Source organism: Mesobacillus boroniphilus, assembly GCF_018424685.1.
Lineage (GTDB): Bacteria > Bacillota > Bacilli > Bacillales > Cytobacillaceae > Mesobacillus > Mesobacillus boroniphilus_A.
Map to the genome: position 1 here is coordinate 204,457 of NZ_QTKX01000003.1, position 19,720 is coordinate 224,176.

Sequence of the window (19,720 nt, forward strand, 5' to 3'; positions counted from 1 at the left end):
AACTGATAGATCAAAGGAGATAAGAAAATGAATGTTCTCATCGTATTCGCGCACCCGGACGGCCAATCGCTAAACGGGGCATTAAAAGACATAACGGTTGAAATCCTTGAACAGAATGGTCATAAGGTAGCGGTATCAGACCTATATGCTAAGAAGTTTAAAGCAGTTGCTGATCAAGACGATTTCCTTGTGCTTAAAAATCCAAATCGTTTCAATTATATTTCCGAACAATACCACGCGCTGAAAAATAACACCTTCGCAGCTGACATTGTTGAAGAACAAAAATTAGTAACCTGGGCGGATTTGATCATTTTTCAATATCCGATGTGGTGGACGGATGCCCCGGCGATATTGAAGGGATGGTTTGATCGTGTTTTCTCCTACAATTTTGCATACGGTCCAGGCAGATATGAAGAAGGAAACCTGAAAGGGAAAATGGCCTTCGTATCTGTCACTCATGGAGCGGAGGATCTGTCGGAGTACGGGGAAACTGGAATTAAAGGCAAAGTCGAGGAACGATTGTTCAATATTCAGCATGAGAAACTTTACTTTTGTGGGATGACCGTACTTGAGCCTTTCCTGTTCCCGGCAGGTGCAGATGAGGAAACTAGATTGCAGCATTTCGAAGACTGGAAGGAACGACTAGCGCGATTAAAAGATGAAACGCCTGTATATGCTTGATTTGTAGATGCCTCTTTCATATGATAGAGGCATTTATTTGTGAGAGCTTCAATTCAAAAGATTACTATTTCATCAGGATGGTGATCAAAATAGTCATTTTAGTCAAAGTACATTCCCTCAACAAGTGCATAGGATATCTTTATAAACTGTGAAGGGATTGACTGAAAATGTACTATGTTCCATATGGGTATCCAAATCAAAACCCTTATTATGTGAATGGATCGATGTATCACAATGCGAGACAGACTGTCTATGGGCCTTATTCGTATGCAAATCCTTATCGCTATCCCAATGGTAATGGAAATATCCTTTTAAAGGACTATGGCCCAAATCCATATGTTGTCGATATTAATCAAGCAACCATTCAAAACAACACGTATCGCACTGCTTTATGGACAGGCGAACATTTGCAAGTAACGTTGATGAGCATCGAGGTTGGCGGAGACATCGGTTTGGAGATGCATCCTGATGTTGACCAATTTTTGCGGATTGAACAGGGCCAGGGGATTGTTCAGATGGGTACAACGAAAGACAACTTAACTTTTCAAAGAAATGTCGTTGATGATTCTGCCATCATGATCCCTGCTGGCACATGGCATAACGTGACCAATACAGGCAACATGCCGCTGAAGCTGTACTCGATCTATGCTCCTCCTAACCATCCATTTGGTACTGTCCATAAGACAAAAGCAGATGCAATGGCTGGAGAAGAAGCCAGCGCAAATGGGAATACAGTTGTCTTTGGCAGGACTCCAGACGACTGGGTACGTCACACGGAATATTTAGTGAATGAAGGATTGGAAGATGTGAAAAGGGGAATAAACGCTACGCACATCCTTCAAGAATTCATTCTTATGGGAGTCCTGGTAGGCAAAGGTTATTCTCCTGAAGAAGCATACGAAACAGTAGAAGAATGGGAACGTACAGGAGAATCCAAACTCCTGCAGGAAAGCAAGAATATGTAGGGATAGGAATCGGGGGAGAAGCGAAGGGACGTACCCTTTGCGTCTTTGCTGTGTTTCGGTTCAGGTGAAAAGTATTGATATTATTTAGAAAACGTAACGAGACACAGGGCGGTCCCGGTGTCTCGTTATTCCACGTATCCCAAAAGTTTTGTAAAATTGTAAGGGAGAAGACAAGGAGCCATCCATTTGTCTCCATCAACCGTAAAGTGGTGAGGATGATTCAACAGTTACTTTTACTTCAACGTGTTATTGATTATATAGAGGATCATATTAAAGAGGAGCAGAGTGCTGAAGAGCTGGCAAGAATGGTTGGGTATTCTCCTTATCATTTTTCGCGGATTTTTCAGAAACAGACAGGTTATACATTGATGGATTATGTGGTAAAAAGGAAGCTCCAGTTTGCACTGTATGAATTAGTGAATGGGAAAAAGATCATCGAAATTGCCCTGGATTATGGGTTTGAAACACATGCTGGCTTCACGAAAGCGTTCAAGAAGTGTTTTGGAAGTCCCCCGAGTCTTTATAAGGAGCATGGCCCGACATCATTGCCTCAAAAACTAGATCTGAATAGCCTTCACGAAAAGAACACGGGCGGCATTGTCTTGCAGCCTCAGATCGTCCGCAGGAGTGCTTTTGCTGTCGCCGGGAAAATCTTCAGTATAGAGAATTTCCCTGCTGACAGAAATGTGCCGGCCTTTTGGGACCAGGAAGGTTTGACAGATGGTTCGATTGAAAGGTATTTGTACGAAGTAATGTCACCGAAAAAGCATGGAGAGTATTGTATCAATTTGAGCCGCAGCCTTGATGAAGACAGGTGCCGTTATTTATTTGCTGTAGACTATGATGATGAAAAAGGCTTACCCGACGGATTAACAGCTACAGAAATCCCCGAGGCTGTCTATGCCATATTCCGGACACCTTTGGTTGAGGTTGGCCAATTCGCTGCGGCGATTAAAGGGACGTGGAGATATATACTCGAGGATTGGTTTCCGCACTCATCCTATGAAGTGGATGAAGAAGGATTTGACTTTGAATTTTATGATGAGCATTGCCATCATTGGGATTATAAAAGAATCTATATGGAAATACATATTCCGATCAAAGAAAAATCTCGAGAGTGAAATCACCCTCGAGATTTTTTGATGACCAATTGATAAAGATAGATGACAGGCGTTAAAAGAATGGCGCTTGCAATCATGGCGATTTTGATAGAAAAGTTGGCGGCAATCAATCCAATCGCCGGTCCTCCACTTATTTGGCCAATGGCGTCAACCTGGCCTTTTACCGAAAAGAACGTCGCACGTGTCGAGGAATCAGGAATGATCTTATTCAGCCATGTATCCTCAAGCGGTGCCATGACAGACCTTGTTCCTTGTATGATTAGATAAAAGCACAGCAAACCGATGATACCAGTTGAAAGAGCAAAACCGGTCAGCGACGTGATAATCAGAACACATCCAATCAGCAAAGATGCATAGATGGTGTTCAACTGATGATGGAGAGAACTCCGGCTGATAAAATGAAGACCGACAAATGATAGGAGCATAACGACAAAATTAATGCTTCCGATTAGGACGACCAAATTGCCTTCTGTCATGTAGGCGAGACGAGTTTCTTCGAGAAAGTGAGAAATCCATAGCCGGTCAAAGCCTTCACTATATAGCCCGAAAAACAAGGCAATAAGGAGAAGAATCCGCATTAGATAACTGGCCTTTGTATAATGGACCATCTCGTTCATATTACTTTTCAGCGTCTTCCAAGTGGATGTATTTTCATGTTGGACAGGTTTGAAATTCTCTTCCTTCATAAAAAAGAGCAGAAAGACAGCTAATCCCACCATGGATAATCCGCCAATGATGATAGGCAAATTGATCATGAAAAAATAACCGATCAGCATACTCAAAGGAATCGCGATCACTTGTCCGAGTGTGCCAGCCTTTGCACCATTCACAAAAGCCTCGGAAGCACGATCTTCTCCAATCTCATCAGCAATCCAGGCTTGATGCGCTCCGCTTGTAAACGTGTAGCCAATTCCCCAGAGAACCTGAGACAATAACACGGCTGCGAAATACGGAAAACTGCCCTCGATGAGGAATCCAGCCCCAATCAAAAAATACCCGATAATCACCGAAAGCCTGCGACTTTTTAAATCCGCCATAAACCCAGTCGGAATCTCAAAAAAGAAAACAACCGCCTCCAGAACAGTGCCGACCAGAACCAACTGCAGCGGATCAAGACCAACGACCTTCACATGATAAAGCAAGTTAACCGTAAAAATAAATGTAAAAAAGAACTGTGACCAAAAACGTGTATAGATATAGACACGATACGAATCCATTTTTTGAATAAATGTCAATTTCATCTCCCCCTATCCAGATTATAGAGAGGGAGGGAGACAATTACTTTTCCAAATTTGCGGTTTTTGGAGTGTGGGGGATGTAGCCGTTTCTTATTTGGATTGGCCAAACAGATATTATCCAAATGGGTCAACGTCACCTCCCCGTGACTCATGAGAAGACCTGCACCATTGAATAAAGTAAGAATAAGATATTGGGCGATTGATTTTTGGAGGTGCAGAATGGAGAGCTATTCTACCCAAAGTATTATTGTTCTTGGTACGGCTATTCTTGTTATAGGTGCGTTTTTTGTCTTTATTGGGGAGTTTAGAAAACTCGGGGAAATAGCAGAAGATACTCAAGCGGTACATGTGTGACTTCTGGAGAATCAGGTCCCTTCTTTTAAACTATTTCAGTTTCAAGATGAAATGTGAGAAGCTTCCCTCAGCTATAAAAATACAAAACTTTTTCCATGTTGAATCGTATTAAAGGCAAGGACTGATCAATGGAGGTTTAACATGGACAAAGCAAACAGGAATATTGAGAATTATATTCTGATTTATTCCCAGCTAAGAGAAAGATACCGCTGGAAGGTGACCGATCAATCGGTTTTGATGATGGTCGCATCTTTGTATATCTCCAACAACCGGACCTTTGATATGAATAGATTTACTGAGCTTGCCGAATTTATAAAAAGTGAGTCTGGGATCTTTTCGCCTTTGCGATCCGAGTCCCGTTTCACCTTTGCCGCTATGCTTGACACAAGGTTTGAAAGTCCTAAAGAAAAATTTCCTGCCTTTATCGCCGCATACAATGCCTTGGTATCAGAGGGCTTCAGCAAAAATACGTTCACCTACATCGCCGCCATGCAACTGGTCACAGCGAACCTAGTAGACCTTAAGTCCCTCTCTGAACGGGCAAGAGCCATTTACAAGAAAATGAGGGAGGAGCATTTGTTTTTGACTGGTCACAGCGACTATCCTCTTGCTGTCATGCTGGCTCAACACGACCGTCAGACAGATGAGATGATTTCTTATATTGAAGACCTGTACAGCAAGCTTTCGCAAAACGGATTCCGGAAAGGAAACGATCTGCAAAGCATGAGCCATATACTATCACTAAATGAAAATAGCACTGCAGATGACATGGTTGCTCTATCCACTGAAATCTATGACAGAATGAAAAAAGAAGGAATCAAACCCAAGTCCATGTTCTACCCACAGATTGCGCTGCTCACCTTAATTGAAAAAGGCAACGACAATCTTTCGGAAATAAAAGCAATATGGGAGCAACTGAACGCAGAGAAGCTTTTTAAATGGAAAAAAGACATCAATTTCATGATGGCCGTTAATTTCGTCATCAGTGACAAAGTCGAACATTCACCCCTGCTTCAGACCAATCTTTCTACCACAATTGAAACATTGATCCAGGCTCAGCAAGCAGCATCGATCGCAGCTATTTCAAGTGCAGCTGTCGTGGCTTCTTCATCTGGAGGGGAATAAAGCATGGGAAGCGCAGGGGTCTGTGCTTCTTTTTTCGTTTCAGGTGAGGCATAGGGATGTTTCAATAAAGGTTAGCTTACCTTTCCCGATACATGGGGACGGTTCTGGCGTCTTATAAAAATGGGTGCGAATGTCGTCCCTCAATCCTTCAGTATAGAAAATCTAAAAAATAGTTGCATAAGGTTCAATGACAATGTATTATGTAGGTAAGCGCATACAGAACGGATTGTTACTGTTAAATCAGGCAAAACCGATTCCTTTTAACAGGGGAAGGTTTTGCCTTTTTTGTTATCGGAGGTGGAAGAAGTGAAGATCAACAAAATACTGAACAACAATGTAATTGTCTCTACAAAGGATAAGCAGGAAGTAATCGTTATGGGGCGAGGGATTGCCTTTAATAAACGGGTTGGAGATGACATCGATCAAGATAAGGTAGAAAAGATTTTCACTTCGGAAGACCAGGATCTTACAAAGAAGTTTAAGACCTTAATTGCGGATATCCCGATGGAATACATGGAGCTGTCGGAAGAAATCATTCAGTATGCTAAGCACAAGCTTGGTAAAAAGCTGAATGATAGTATCTACATCTCTCTTACTGATCATATTCATTTTGCAATTGAGCGCTATCATAATAACCTTCCAATCAAAAACGGATTGCTCTGGGAAACAAAGAACCTGTATAAACAGGAATTCGAAATTGGACTTGAAGCGTTGAATATGATTTGTGACCAGTTCAATGTAATTTTGCCAGAAGATGAGGCAGGGTTTATCGCGCTGCATCTCGTTAATGCTCAGTTAAATGAGGAAATGACGAATACGGTCGATATGACCAAGGTGATTCAAGATATTCTAACCATTGTGAAATATAGCTTCAAAATTGAGTTTGATGAAAATTCCTTGAACTATCACCGTTTTATTACTCATCTGAAGTTCTTTGCTCATCGATTGGTCAAAGGTGAGCACTATAAAGATGGGAAAGACGATCTTCTAAATGTCATTATTAATAAGTATCCTGATGCTTATCAATGCTCACTAAAAATCAAAAAGTTTGTGGAAAAGCAATATCGATATGAGCTAACGGAACAAGAGATTCTCTATCTGACGATTCATATCGAACGTGTAGTTAAAAGATAAATATTCTTTCCGTTTAGGATTGTTACTCTGTGAGGCAAAACCTAAATTACGGGAATGTCAGGCTTTTAAGGTCTGGTCTTCACGTAGTTTAGGTTTTTTCTTTTATAAAAAAGCTTTGAAAATAATAGGGGGTGCATGGTGATGAACCATCAAGAGCTAGGTATAAAAATTTTAGAGCTGGTCGGCGGGGAGGAAAATGTTCAAAGTGTGATCCACTGTATGACCAGACTTCGATTTAACCTTCGTGATAACAACAAGGTGAAACGCAGTGAGTTGGAAAATTTGGATGGTGTCATGGGCACGAATATAAGCGGTTCACAGTTCCAGATCATTATCGGGAATGACGTACCGAAAGTGTATAAAGAAATCATCAAAAATAGTAATTTAAATGAAGACAGTAACAATGGAGAGAAGTCAGGCGGAAGAAACGTTATCAGTGCAATCTTTGATGTGATCTCTGGTGTTTTCACTCCGATTCTTCCGGCGATTGCAGGGGCAGGTATGATCAAAGGTATCCTGGCGATCCTGTCAACATTCGGATGGCTTGATCCAGCCTCTCAGACATACATCATTTTAAATGCCATTGGGGACGGAGCATTTTACTTCTTGCCAATCCTGTTAGCTGTCAGTTCAGCTCGTAAATTTGGAAGTAATCCATATATAGCAGCAACTATAGCGGCAGCGATTTTGCATCCGACACTAACAGCTTTATTTAGTGCAGGTGAACCGGTCAAGTTCATTGGCTTGCCTGTAATAGCAGCAGTTTATTCTTCAACCGTTATTCCGATTATCCTGGCTATTTGGATCGCTTCACATGTTGAAAAGTTTGTAGACAAATTTACTCATAACTCTTTGAAACTGATTGTTGTACCGACACTAACCATTTTGTTTGTTGTACCGGTTACATTAATGACAGTCGGGCCGCTGGGTGTTGTTTTTGGGGATTATTTATCTAGTGGTTTAAGCTTCTTATTTAGCGATTATGGATTTATTGCAATGGTTTTACTGGCCGGAACTTTCTCGCTAATCATTATGACAGGTATGCATTATGCCTTAGTACCTATTATGATCAACAACCTGACAGTAAAAGGGATTGATTATTTAATGCCTGCAATGTTCCTGGCGAATATGGGGCAAGCAGGAGCAGCATTCGCTGTATTCCTGAAATCAAAAAACAAAAAGTTTAAATCTCTATCATTAACTGTCTCTATTACTGCACTTATGGGTATTACAGAGCCTGCGATGTATGGAGTGAACGTAAGACTTAAAAAGCCATTTGCTGGCGCTTTATTAGGGGCAGCTGTTGGAGGACTCTATTACGCATTCACAGGCGTTGCTGCGTATATCCTGGGAGGAAGCGCTGGTTTGCCTGGAGTTACATCATTTATCGGCCCAACTTTTGTGCATGCACTAATCGGGCTTGCCGTTGCCTTCTTTGCGGCAACCATCATTTCATATCTGTTAGGGTTTGAAGATATTCCTGAAGAAAACAAGGAAGAAATGAAAGCTGATGTAGCTGCGAATCTTCCAGTAGCAGAAGGTGATTCTGTATTAATAAGCCCGGTCAAAGGGGAAGTTGTCAAACTTTCTGAAGTTAGTGATCCAACCTTTTCATCTGAAGTAATGGGTGAAGGAATTGCGATTAGACCGCATGATGGAAAAATTGTTTCTCCTGTTAATGGCGTTGTGACAACACTTTTTAGAACCAAACATGCGATAGGTATTACATCTGAAGAAGGTGCTGAAATCTTGATCCATGTTGGAATTGATACCGTAAAACTGGAAGGTAAACATTTTGAGGCGCTGATTCAACAGGGAGACTCAGTGGTGGTTGGCCAGCCATTATTAGAAGTGGACATTGATGCCATCAAGCAAGAAGGCTTTGATACGGTAACACCTGTCATTATCACAAATACCACTTCTTTTACAAAAGTGGATAAAACCAATCTGGCCACTGTTACACATAAAGATGTTCTATTAAGACTTGAAGCCGAAAATTTGAATAAGAGTGCGGTTTAAAACGAATCACAACATTAAATAAAAAACTTGGAGGTAATTACTATGAATTTTCCTGAGAACTTTTTATGGGGCGGTGCGACAGCTGCCAATCAATTAGAAGGCGCATCTCAAGAAGGTGGAAAAGGTCTTAACCTTGCAGATGTTTTACCTGGAGGAAAATCTCGTCTTAAGCTTCTTTCGCAGCCGGGATTTGATTTTGAAATGGACACAGAAAAGTTTACTTATCCAAACCATGAGGCGATTGACTTCTACCACCGTTATAAAGAAGATATTGCTCTGTTTGCGGAAATGGGCTTTAAAGTGTTCCGTATGAGTATTGCGTGGAGCCGTATTTTCCCTAATGGTGATGAGCTTGAACCAAATGAAGAAGGACTGGCTTTCTACGATCGAGTATTTGATGAACTCCATAAATACGGAATCGAGCCATTGGTGACAATTGCGCACTATGAAACGCCATTGCATTTGATTAAAGAATATGGTGGATGGAAAAACCGTAAACTGATTGAGTTCTTCGAGCGTTATGTAACAGTTATTTTTAACCGCTATAAAGATAAAGTGAAATATTGGCTCACATTTAATGAAATCAATGGTGCCACACACTTCCCGCTGTTTGGTCTGGGATTCTCAGCAACCAGTGAGGAATCACGTCTTCAGGAAAGCTTCCAGGGACTGCACCATCAATTTGTCGCAAGTGCAATTGCTGTAAAACTAGGGCATCAAATCATCCCTGGATCACAGATTGGCAACATGCTGATATACGCACCAACTTATTCATACGATTCCAATCCTGAAAATGTAATGCATGCTTTGGAAGATGGTAGAATCTTTAATTTCTTCTGTGGAGATGTACAGGTTCGCGGAGAATATCCAACGTTCATTAATCGTTATTTCAAAGAAAACGATATTAAGATTGAGATGCACGAAGGTGATTTAGAGACCATCAAAGAAGGAACGGTAGACTTCATTTCATTTAGCTACTACATGTCAAGAACAGAGAAAAAGCAGAAAACACCAGAAGAGGTTGGAGAAGGAAACCTGATTGGTGGTGTAAAAAATCCATTCCTGAAGGCAAGTGACTGGGGATGGGAGATCGATCCGACGGGCCTTCGTGTAGCACTGAATGAATTATACGACCGTTATCAAAAACCGCTGATGGTCGTTGAAAATGGATTAGGCGCCTACGATAAGGTTGAAGAAGATGGAAGCATCAACGACGATTATCGTATTGATTATCTGCGTGACCATATTAAAGCAATGGGAGAAGCCGTTGAAGATGGTGTAGATCTCATTGGATATACATCCTGGGGCTGCATCGACTTAGTAAGCGCCTCATCTGGAGAATATTCCAAGCGATACGGATTCATCTATGTCGACAAACATGACGATGGAAGCGGAACATTGGAAAGAAGCAGAAAGAAATCATTCTATTGGTATAAAGATGTAATTAGCAGTAATGGGGAAAAGCTGTAAGAGATACAGGGAGACTCAGGTTTCCTGTTTGAATAAAGGGGAGGAGCGTGAAGCGGGTTAGCTTTGCGCTTCTTTTTTTAGGGTGATTCGTGGAAATGGGAGATGTCCTACACTCCATCAACACTTCTTTAATTTCAATTACCGAATGAGACGCGAGAGCAGTCGCTGTGGTTTACTCCAAGAAGGATTTATGAGTTTAAAATGGAATATAATTAAAATAAAACTTTTTAGAGGGTGTAAATGTGAACTCTGCGGGAGAAACACTACAAGAATTAACGGATAAATAACAATGGTTAGAAGCTTTTCCCATTATGAATCAGTTACGTACTGAGCTGACTCAAAAGACATATCTGGAATTACTAGAGGAAATGAGGAAAGATGGGTATTCTTTATATGCTTTATATAAAGATTATCGGATTGTATCCTTAGCTGGTTTAAGCTGGAGAGTGAACTTCTATTATAAACGTCACGTTTTTATATATGAACTCATAACAGACTCCGCTTACCGCTCATCTGGGTTTGGGGAGAAAGAAGAATTACCCATCAATTAATAATCTGGATCAAGTTGAAAGCAGGGCTGCCTTCAGGATGCCTGCGTTACATAACCATACGGATTTGACACATAGAAAAACGGAGGAATTTAGATGAAAACAGAACAACAGTATTTTGAAGAGGGAAAATCAATTCAAGCTTATATGGATGAAATGGGCACATTAAAAGAGGAAAGTTTTGCTGTTTATGAACAATTTCAACTCCCTGCAGATGGATTTGCTGAAAAGTTAAAACAAAATCAACTTCATTTCCTAACGATTACCGAAGATTGGTGTGGAGATGCCATGATGATTAATCCTGTTATTCGCAAATTAGCTGAAGCTGCCAATATTGAAATGCGCGTCGCATTACGAGATGCAGATACAGATTTGATTGATCGTCACTTAACAAACGGTGGACGTGCCATTCCAATGATTTTAATCTTTAATAATCAAGGAGATTTACTTGGAAAGTGGGGACCTCGTGCACCCAAAGCTCAGCAAATCGTTGATGAAGTTCGTGCTGTGTTGCCACCAAAAGAGGATCCTTCCTTTGCGGAGAAACAAAAAGAAGCCTTTGGTTCTTTAAGAAAAAGGTATACAGAGGATCCGGTTCTGTGGTCAGATGTTTATGATAGTTTCAAAGAGACGATATTAGCTATTTTGAAGTGAATAAAGGGGCAGGATAGGGAAACAACGAAGAGTATCCTTATGGTAATGAAAAGGTGATTTTTATGATAACGAAAAATAAATATCTATTGGCATCCATTGTGTTATTTGTGATTTGCTTTATAACTTGGCAGGTAACAGGGGCTTTAGCGGAAAACACGAGCGATATGGATAGTGTCACTTCATTTGCGATATTTAGCTTTCTAGGAACAGTTCTTTTTCTTCTGATTACTTTAGTTCTATTGTTGATAACAGTTGTATCTAAGTTTAAAAACAATAATCTTAATCTGTAAAAATCAGATTATTGCTCTAATGAAAAAATGGCGTGTCAGAACTGGTGTCAGTTTACACGCCATTTTCTGTCATTTATTCGATATGCACACTAAAACGGATCGGTTGATAAGCGTGAGACATAGGGAAGGTTCAGGTGCCGCGTGAATTGTAATCTTGGGCACAGTCTAAAATGAGTTTTGTCCATTTTATGTGACAAACAAGAATAATTATGGCTCTACTCTTTATTTCGGTTCCCACATGCGACGCGAGAACCGTCCCTGTGTCTCGACAAAAAAAGTATGCATCTCCTTATTTTAGAGGGAGGATTCTTGTTCTGCCGACTCAGGCTGACGCATTTCCTTAATAGACATCACTCCAAACAAGCCAATTAGAGAAAAGATGACTGGAATGATGAATCCATAAAAATAGCCTTCAGTCATACTGCCTGAAACAGAATGAAAATGATCCAATACTTTTCCGAAAAACCCTGGCAGTAAAACAGCACTTAGAAATCCACCAGTATTCGCAAAACCAGATACAAAGCCAGATTCCCTAATAGGAAAGGATTGACGAACGACAGCAAAAGTTAAGGCACTTGCTCCAAATCCAAAGCCGATGATAAAGAAAAGCGTAATGAGAATGAAGAATGGCGGATTCCCTTTAAATAAAAGGAAAGCAGACCAGCTTGTCAAAATAATAAAATGAACAATTACATAAGGACGCTTAATTGTTTCAAGACGACTTGAAATCCAACTGGTTAGCGGGGCTCCTATAAGTGCCCCTATAAGACCAACCATTATAAGTTGACTGGCATCTGATCGAGTCATATCATACATATTCATCCCATAGGGCACTGCCCATGAACTAATAAAGCCCACATAGCCGCCAACAACCCCAAAATGACAGAAGAATAAAGCCCACGCCTGCCGATTCAAAACGATTCTTTTCAGTAACACCGAAATGTTTTGACGTTGAATTTCATCTTTTACAGCTACCGATTCATTATGAAAGAGTTGTCTTGGTTTCTTTACCAGTACAATATAAAGAAGAATTCCTGATAAACATAAGGCTATGCCCGCAGAAAAAAAGGCTGCCCTCCAGCCAAGTAAGTCAATCCAAGCGGAGAAAGGAACGGTCGCGAGAAGGAATCCAAGACTTCCCGTCATTCCCGCAACCCCAATTAATCTAACAAACTCCTTTACTTTAAACCATTGGCTTAAAATCAATACCAAATTGACCCAAATAGTCGCATCTCCAATTCCCGTAAGTATCCTGGCAAAAAACAAGACAAACTCATGTGTTCCAAGACTATAAATGATCGTGCCTAACCCAGTAATGATTGCACCTATAATGAGAAAAAAATTCGGCCCAAACCGATCAGCTAAAATCCCCATTGGAATTTGCAAACTAGTATAAACAAAGAATTGCATACTCGTCAGTAACCCAATCGTTGTTGCTGTTACATGAAAATCCTTCATCACCTGCTCTGTAATCAATCCCGGAGCTGTTCGTTGGCTCGACATTAATAAGTAAGTTAACAATACGGAAACAAATACAACCCACCGAAACCTGCTATTTTGTTGGTCCAATGATTTCTACTCCCGTTAGCTTTTACACTATATATATGGAAATTCAGCACTGGTAATGATAACTTACTGAGAGCTTCCTTACGTTCTCTTTTTATCGGAAATGGCGACAAAAGGGTTTCTTTTCAACTGATTCATTTAGGAGCAGAAGGTACGTCCCTATGCTTCCACAGCCCAAAGCTGTCAAGAAAAAGCGGTAATTGTGACAGCTTTCAGGTTGCAGAGCCCAAAGCTGTCAAGAAAACGCGGTAATTGTGACAGCTTTCAGGTTACAGAGCCCAAAGCTGTCAAGAAAAAGCGGCAATTGTGACAGCTTTCAGGGTGCAAAGCCCAAAGCTGTCAAGAAAAAGCGGCAATTGTGACAGCTTTCAGGGTGCAAAGCCCAAAGCTGTCAAGAAAAAGCAGTTATTGTGACAGGTTTCAGGTTGCAGAGCCCAAAGCTGTCAAGAAAAAGCAGTTATTGTGACAGGTTTCAGGTTACAGAGCCCAAAGCTGTCAAGAAAACGCGATAATTGTGACAGCTTTCAGGTTGCAGAGCCCAAAGCTGTCAAGAAAGTGCTAATGCTGACGCTTTAGGGGAGATACTTTGAGCCCCAGGAACACTGGGGAAAGCTGATCTATTGGGCGACTGGTAATGGACTATACACGCCCCAGCAGTCTTTTATCGGGATATCATTAGATAATCCGGATCAAGTGGAAAGCAAGGATTGTCGTCACGATGCCTGCGTTACATTACCTGAGGGATTTAATAAAGATAACCATAAAGACATGAAGTTCAGGAAGTTGGAAGGCGGGCAATACGCCCTGTATGCCTTTTATGAAAAACCTGAAAAGCTAAATTCCGCTTATCAATACATATTTGGCGAATGGCTGCCAAATAGCGATTATGAAGCCGATTATCAAAGAAATAACCTCGAATTCAATTTGAATAACCCTTCTGAGGATCCAGAAGGGAAATGCAGAGTTGATTTATTTATACCTGTTAAAAAGGGAAAATCTTAAAGCAATAATTATAGAGTGTCACCAGTCAATGGTGACATTTTTGCATTGTACGAAGGTGAAAGAAGGGGTATTTATTTTTTTAGAGAATAGTAGTTTTGAGAATCTCTTTATATTAAATTTAGAAGCTAAAGGGTGAAAATGAAATTGATGATCAAGTTCTCAATTGATAAAGATAGAAGCTTTCATTTAAGATCTGCAGCCATTATAAAAATTAATGGTAGGGTCTTATTTCAAAGGTCAGTTAATAGTGAAAATTGGTTTTTGCCAGGAGGAAGAGTTGAATATTTTGAGTCAACAGAAGTGACATTAAAAAGAGAGTTAATGGAAGAGTTTAACTTAAAGGTAGATCATATGAAACTCTGCTGGGTAGTGGAGTATTTTTTAGAGGCTGGGAATAAAAAAATTCAGGAATTAGGTATGCATTACCTTGTGGAAATTCCCGAAGATCATGAATTAGTTAACAATAAAGATGAGTTCAAAGGAGAGGAAGACGGATATATTCACAAATGGATTGAGATCAATGAACTTGATAAGTACAAAATAGTACCCGAGTTTGTTGTTCCTCAGTTACAAAAGTTGGAAGACCTCAACGATATAGAACATACAGTTTTAACAGTAGTAAGGAACTTGGGACCGTTCTAGTGCACCGTGAAAGATAAATTTTAAGGTTCCGTATATATGCAAATTCGGCCAGTTGAGATAAGCAATCTGCTTATCTCTTTTTTAAACTCCGCGAATATGCAGATTTTGAGAATCGTCCCCGGTCCTATCTACAAGTCCTATCTACAAGTCCTATCCTCCATAGTGTCTTAGTAGTATTTTAATGACCTATAGTATGTATTTTGCCCTTGCAGCAGAGGTAAAACGAATGAGGCTCACGTATTCTTTCCTTGAAATAAGATTTTTCAAGGAGGGTTTTAGGTAGATGAAAAAACGAAAGCTCGTGACAGCTGTATGTACGACACTGCTTGCCGGTCAGGTTTTGCTCACAAGCGGAATCAATGCTAATCAAGTAACTGGCCCGGTGACCGCAGAGGGAATCCATGAGGATCATGAGTCCCATCTGTATGATGTCCGAAATGTGGTAAACAGTGTTCTGCCGACACAGGAACAGCTTGATGCCGCTAATACACTAGTAAAATCAGTTGGGGCAGGAACGAAGATTAAATGGAACACCGTGTTTGGAACCCCATCGACCATTATCAAGGAACAGGGATATTTGACAGCTCCTTCTAATGAAAGCGCTGAGACGATTGCGCGCAACTGGTTAAAGCAAAATGCAGCGCTATTTGGGCTTCAGTCCTCAGACATTGACTCATTTATCGTAAGCAAAAATTTTGAAATGCCGGGAACAGGGCTTCGTCCAGTCACTTTGCAGCAAACCTTTGATGGAATTGAGTCGGCTTACGGAGGACGAGTGATCATCGCGGTCAACAAAGAGGGCCAGATTCTTTCCGCAGCAGGAAACCTTAGCCGCGCAACAGGCTTGATTGCAGACTTCCAGCTTTCAGAAGCAGATGCCTTAAACAAGGCAGTTGAGCTGCAATTGCCAGACGTAAGCTTTGTTCCAAAGCTGCTAAATGAGGAAAAAGGCTGGTCAGTATTTGCCGGAGGAGATGTGCTGCCGGCTGAGCAGCGTGTAAAGAAAGCAACGTTTATTACGAAGGACGGTGTCCGGCCAGCTTATCGTGTGCTTTTCATCAAGGAGCTGAATGAAGGCTTCGAAATGGTGATCGATGCAGCAAATGGCAAGCTTTTATACCAACGCTCCCTCGTTGACACTCTATTAGAGACAGAAGGACTCATTTTTGAGAACTATCCTGGTGCATCTGCTGGCGGAACTCAGGTTGTGAAGTCGTTTAAAGGGGATCCAAAGGCGTCACCAAAAGGCTGGCTGATTCCGGGCACAAGCTTGGGATTGACGACATTTGGAAACAACGCCAACTCGTATGCGAACTGGAGCAACTTTTTAGTCCCGGCGGATCAGGCTGTTCGTCCGCTTGCGTTAGACGGCGATTTTAGCTACTTATTTAAAAACGCGTGGCAAAAAACAAACGGGCAAACGACACCGCCATCCTATGCAGAGGATTTAAACAGTGCAGCGACGAACTTGTTCTATCATCATAATCTATTCCACGACTATTTTTACAACCTTGGATGGACAGAAGCAGCCGGGAACCTTCAGCTTACAAACTACGGAAAAGGCGGAATGGACGGCGATGCAATCTTAGGTCTTGTCCAGGCAGGGGCGCTGTCAGGCGGTGCGCCAACGTATACGGGACGAGATAACGCCTACATGCTGACGCTGCCTGACGGGATTCCGGCGTGGAGCGGAATGTTCCTTTGGGAACCAATACCAGGGGCATTTGAGGGACAGTATGCAGATGGGGATTTCGATGCCGGGATTATTTATCATGAATATGCCCATGCGCTGACAAATCGTTTCGTAGCAGGCGGAGAAGCACTCGGCAGCCACCAGTCAGGTTCCATGGGCGAAGGCTGGGGCGACTTCTTTGGAATGCACTATCTGGCGAAAAAAGGCCTTCAAGAAAAGCCGGTTGTCGGAGCCTATGTGACTGGGAATGCTGAACGAGGAATCCGCAGTTATTCACTTGATGAGGCGCCTTACAACTATGGAGATATTGGCTATGATGTTGGCGGGCCAGAGGTTCACTCTGACGGCGACATTTGGGCAGCTATTTTATGGCATGTCAGAGATACATTAATTGATAGAGTTGGAAAAACGGAAGCAGAATCAGTCATCGAGCATCTTGTGATGGATGCCATGCCAATCTCTGTTCCGAACCCATCGATGGAAGACATGAGAACGGCGATACTTGCCGCGGATTTTGAACGCTACGATGGAAAGCACTATGATGCTTTATGGACTGCATTCGCACAGCGCGGGTTAGGAGCAAATGCATTATCCAAAGGCGGAGACGATACAGAACCAGTTCCAGGATTCAACCATCCAGATGGACAGCGAAATGGCCAGTTGATTGGAAAGGTGGTTAACGCTGCTACAAATAAACCGATCCAGGATGCACGAATCATCATTGGTGATTTCGAAGCAAGAACAAGTCCAGTGGCGGTATCGGGCCAAAAGGGCGACTTCGGGGCTTATATTGTAGAAGGAATCTATGATATTACGATTCAGGCAAAAGGTTTTGGATCGAGAACCATTCGTGATGTTGCTATCAAAGCAGGGGAGAAGAACCGATTGACCTTTACAATTGGACCAAACGTTGCCTCATCTTTTAACGGAGCATCGATTTCTAGCGTATCCGGATCATCGGACAGCAACCCGGTTAAGTTTGCGATTGACGACACAGAAGCAAGTGTGTTCGCTTCAAATACGCAGGAAAATGGGTTCCTTGGTGCGGACTTCATCGTTGATCTGGCAGGAGATGAACCAGTTGAAATTTCTCATGTTCAAGTAAGTGCCATGAAGGACATTTCCGGTTCACGATTTGCCACACTGAAAAACTTCAGTTTGCAAACGTCAATTGATGGTGAAAACTTCACAACCGTCTGGAAAGGAAAATTTGAAGCAGGAAAGCCAAGGCCAACGGTAGCTGACCTTCATTACCAGGGGATTGATCTTCCACAAACAGTGGAGGCAAAATACCTTAAATTTATCGCACATGATACACAGGACAATACAAAAGGCTTTGTTCAAGTAGCAGAAGTTCAAGCCTTCTCTGAGCAAAAATCAAAGATTGAACCTCTTGAGCTAGAACCAGAAGAACCGTTTGTTGTGGAAGGCACTGTGCAGGCAGGGAATGCAGGAACAGGAATTGGAAGTCTGGCAGGTGTGCCGGCGACACTGGCCGTCACAGAAAATGAGTTCGTGACGACCCAAAATCCAGAGCCGGCATCTCAAGGTGCAGATGGATATGTGGTGACCCTTCCAGAGCAATATGGCGATGGAATCCATAACTTCACACTAAAGGGAAGCAATGACGGATCGTATGACTACGATGTCTACTTCTATAATAAGAATTTTGAACTGATTGGGAGTGTCGCGACTTCTGGGGCGAACGAAGCAGGAGTCATTCCAGGCGGCACACGCTATGTGTATGTTGGATTATATTCAGGAGCAAATGTACCGTTTACGTTTACAGCGGTGAGTCCTTATTAAAGATATCTCTAAAACGAGGGTGTCCAAAGGTGTTAACTTTTGGGCACCCTTGCTTTATTGCTGCTGGTACATTTGATCGTGAAACAAGAGAACGGTTTTTCAGTCTGGAATTGTGAAAAATTTAAAGTGACGAACTGTCTATATTCTCAGTACGGAACGGTTCCTAGGTCTCGGCGGTGTGAAGAATCCGTTCCTGAAGGCAAGTGACTGGGGTGGGGAATCGATCCGACAGGCCTTCGTAGGGCATTGAATGAGCTATATGACCGTTATCAAAAACCTTCCGTACTAAAGTAATGTAAAGAATTAACACACTAACGCACCGGGGGTCAGACCCCCGGTGCGTTAGTGTGTTAAAGAAAACTCAATAATGTCAAAATAAAAGAAAAAGACCATCCAATGTTCTTTTCCTGCAATTAAAGGTAATTTTTTAATGTCTCTTTAAGGGTCCCTCTTGTTTCCGTATCGTTTTCAAAAAGTATTCCGCCATGGACCATTTTTCTTACTAGATCCGGTCGGAGCCCGGTTAGGATGGCTTTGCAGCCCATCATGGCCACTCCAGTCAAAATCTTTTGAAAGTAATCAATAACATCCGGATCCATCATGGCTACACCTGATAGGTCGATCACTAAATTTTGGAACCTTGTGTTGGCTATTTCGTTTAAAACTTTCTCTTCAATGATTCTAATTCTAAAGGAGTCTATTGTCCCAATTAGAGGTAGAACAGAAACAGTCTCACTTACTGGAATGATTGGGACAGACAAATGTTCAACCATCTCTCTTTGCTTATGGAGCATTTGATCTTTATATGTTGAGTAGCTGAGAAAGAAGCTGTTAAGAAACTGGTCTATTTGTTCGTTGATGAATTCTTCCATTACATAAAAATCCTTTTTTCCATCAGTCAGATTCTTATCTTCATCAATTTCACCAATTATCTGCCAAAAAGTTCTCCTGATCGCTTGAACCCATTCCAATTTTAATGACAGAGTCAATGAATGTCCTGCCCATGCAATTCCCTCTTCCTCCGCAAAGGCGATTAAATCCTTCTCATTTTGATTGATTATGTAGAAAATTAATTTCCTGGCATTTTTTAATAGATCAATGTTCCCCTTTTCTAAAATCTCAGTGATTTTCCCAGAAACATTTACAGCTTGAGAGAGGAGATTCTCTTCAAATATTTGTCCACTGGAGTTAAAGTAATTATTGATTTCTTCTCTTAAATCATTTATGTTATTCAACTTTTATACCCCCGAAGTAATAACTTTACAACCGATATTAGCTACCCTGTTAGACGGTTTTATAAACCTATTTACCTAAAAAAATGCGAATGTTTTTTGAATTCCCAAAAGTTAGGAAAAATGAACCAAATGCCGTTGGGTGAGAGCACAGGGGTGTACTCAGTGTTTTTTTTCACC

15 protein-coding genes and 1 pseudogene are annotated in these 19,720 nt (G+C 41.5%); 13 read left to right on the forward strand and 3 right to left on the reverse strand.

What is annotated here, in order from left to right; translation table 11 throughout:
- The first annotated feature begins 27 nt into the window (after positions 1-27).
- The 3 genes from DYI25_RS18395 to DYI25_RS18405 all read left to right on the forward strand — a co-directional run bounded on the left by DYI25_RS18395 (position 28) and on the right by DYI25_RS18405 (position 2,767).
- On the forward strand, positions 28-681 hold the full coding sequence (locus DYI25_RS18395) for an NAD(P)H-dependent oxidoreductase (protein WP_213371682.1): 654 nt from the start codon (positions 28-30) through the stop codon (positions 679-681).
- Between the two features lie 167 nt (positions 682-848).
- A complete protein-coding gene (locus DYI25_RS18400; RefSeq protein ID WP_213371684.1) occupies positions 849-1,646 on the forward strand; it encodes a cupin domain-containing protein in 798 nt (265 codons plus the stop codon).
- Between the two features lie 74 nt (positions 1,647-1,720).
- The gene (locus DYI25_RS18405) at positions 1,721-2,767 is read left to right on the forward strand and encodes a helix-turn-helix domain-containing protein (protein WP_249745542.1); all 1,047 of its coding nucleotides are present in this window, start codon (positions 1,721-1,723) and stop codon (positions 2,765-2,767) included.
- Between the two features lie 2 nt (positions 2,768-2,769).
- Here DYI25_RS18405 and DYI25_RS18410 read toward each other — a convergent pair whose 3' ends face one another.
- Positions 2,770-4,002 carry an MFS transporter gene (locus DYI25_RS18410; protein WP_213371685.1) on the reverse strand — a complete coding sequence of 411 codons (1,233 nt, stop codon included), beginning with the start codon at positions 4,000-4,002 and terminating at the stop codon, positions 2,770-2,772.
- 222 nt (positions 4,003-4,224) lie between these two features.
- Between DYI25_RS18410 and DYI25_RS22680 the strand changes: the two genes are divergently transcribed.
- The 7 genes from DYI25_RS22680 (at position 4,225) to DYI25_RS18440 (ending at position 11,309) form a co-directional block, all read left to right on the forward strand.
- Positions 4,225-4,359: a hypothetical protein gene (locus DYI25_RS22680; protein ID WP_274609537.1), complete on the forward strand. Its 135-nt coding sequence runs from the start codon at positions 4,225-4,227 to the stop codon at positions 4,357-4,359.
- 141 nt (positions 4,360-4,500) lie between these two features.
- On the forward strand, positions 4,501-5,484 hold the full coding sequence (locus DYI25_RS18415; protein ID WP_213371686.1) for a DUF4003 family protein: 984 nt from the start codon (positions 4,501-4,503) through the stop codon (positions 5,482-5,484).
- A gap of 306 nt (positions 5,485-5,790) precedes the next feature.
- A complete protein-coding gene (gene licT, locus DYI25_RS18420; protein WP_213371687.1) occupies positions 5,791-6,618 on the forward strand; it encodes a BglG family transcription antiterminator LicT in 828 nt (275 codons plus the stop codon).
- 141 nt (positions 6,619-6,759) lie between these two features.
- On the forward strand, positions 6,760-8,637 hold the full coding sequence (locus DYI25_RS18425) for a beta-glucoside-specific PTS transporter subunit IIABC (protein ID WP_213371688.1): 1,878 nt from the start codon (positions 6,760-6,762) through the stop codon (positions 8,635-8,637).
- Positions 8,638-8,679: 42 nt separating this feature from the next.
- On the forward strand, positions 8,680-10,107 hold the full coding sequence (locus DYI25_RS18430; RefSeq protein WP_213371689.1) for a glycoside hydrolase family 1 protein: 1,428 nt from the start codon (positions 8,680-8,682) through the stop codon (positions 10,105-10,107).
- A 311-nt stretch (positions 10,108-10,418) separates the two neighbouring features.
- A complete protein-coding gene (locus DYI25_RS18435; protein WP_213371691.1) occupies positions 10,419-10,658 on the forward strand; it encodes a hypothetical protein in 240 nt (79 codons plus the stop codon).
- Between the two features lie 93 nt (positions 10,659-10,751).
- A complete protein-coding gene (locus DYI25_RS18440; RefSeq protein ID WP_213371693.1) occupies positions 10,752-11,309 on the forward strand; it encodes a thioredoxin family protein in 558 nt (185 codons plus the stop codon).
- Between the two features lie 584 nt (positions 11,310-11,893).
- On the opposite strand, the gene DYI25_RS18445 is transcribed toward DYI25_RS18440, so the two are convergent.
- Entirely contained in the window at positions 11,894-13,168 is a 1,275-nt protein-coding gene (locus DYI25_RS18445; protein WP_213371695.1) for an MFS transporter, read from the reverse strand.
- Positions 13,169-13,741: 573 nt separating this feature from the next.
- Between DYI25_RS18445 and DYI25_RS18450 the strand changes: the two are divergent.
- The 3 genes and pseudogenes from DYI25_RS18450 to DYI25_RS18460 form a co-directional block, all read left to right on the forward strand.
- Positions 13,742-14,167 (forward strand): annotated as a pseudogene (locus tag DYI25_RS18450) (AraC family transcriptional regulator); the annotation flags it as partial.
- A 147-nt stretch (positions 14,168-14,314) separates the two neighbouring features.
- Positions 14,315-14,809: an NUDIX hydrolase gene (locus DYI25_RS18455; RefSeq protein ID WP_249745579.1), complete on the forward strand. Its 495-nt coding sequence runs from the start codon at positions 14,315-14,317 to the stop codon at positions 14,807-14,809.
- Between the two features lie 283 nt (positions 14,810-15,092).
- Positions 15,093-18,308, forward strand: coding sequence for a M36 family metallopeptidase (locus DYI25_RS18460; protein WP_213371699.1), 3,216 nt, complete (start codon positions 15,093-15,095; stop codon positions 18,306-18,308).
- 413 nt (positions 18,309-18,721) lie between these two features.
- Here the strand turns inward: DYI25_RS18460 and DYI25_RS18465 are convergent, their stop codons facing one another.
- Positions 18,722-19,543, reverse strand: coding sequence for an STAS domain-containing protein (locus DYI25_RS18465; RefSeq protein ID WP_213371701.1), 822 nt, complete (start codon positions 19,541-19,543; stop codon positions 18,722-18,724).
- Positions 19,544-19,720 lie beyond the last annotated feature (177 nt).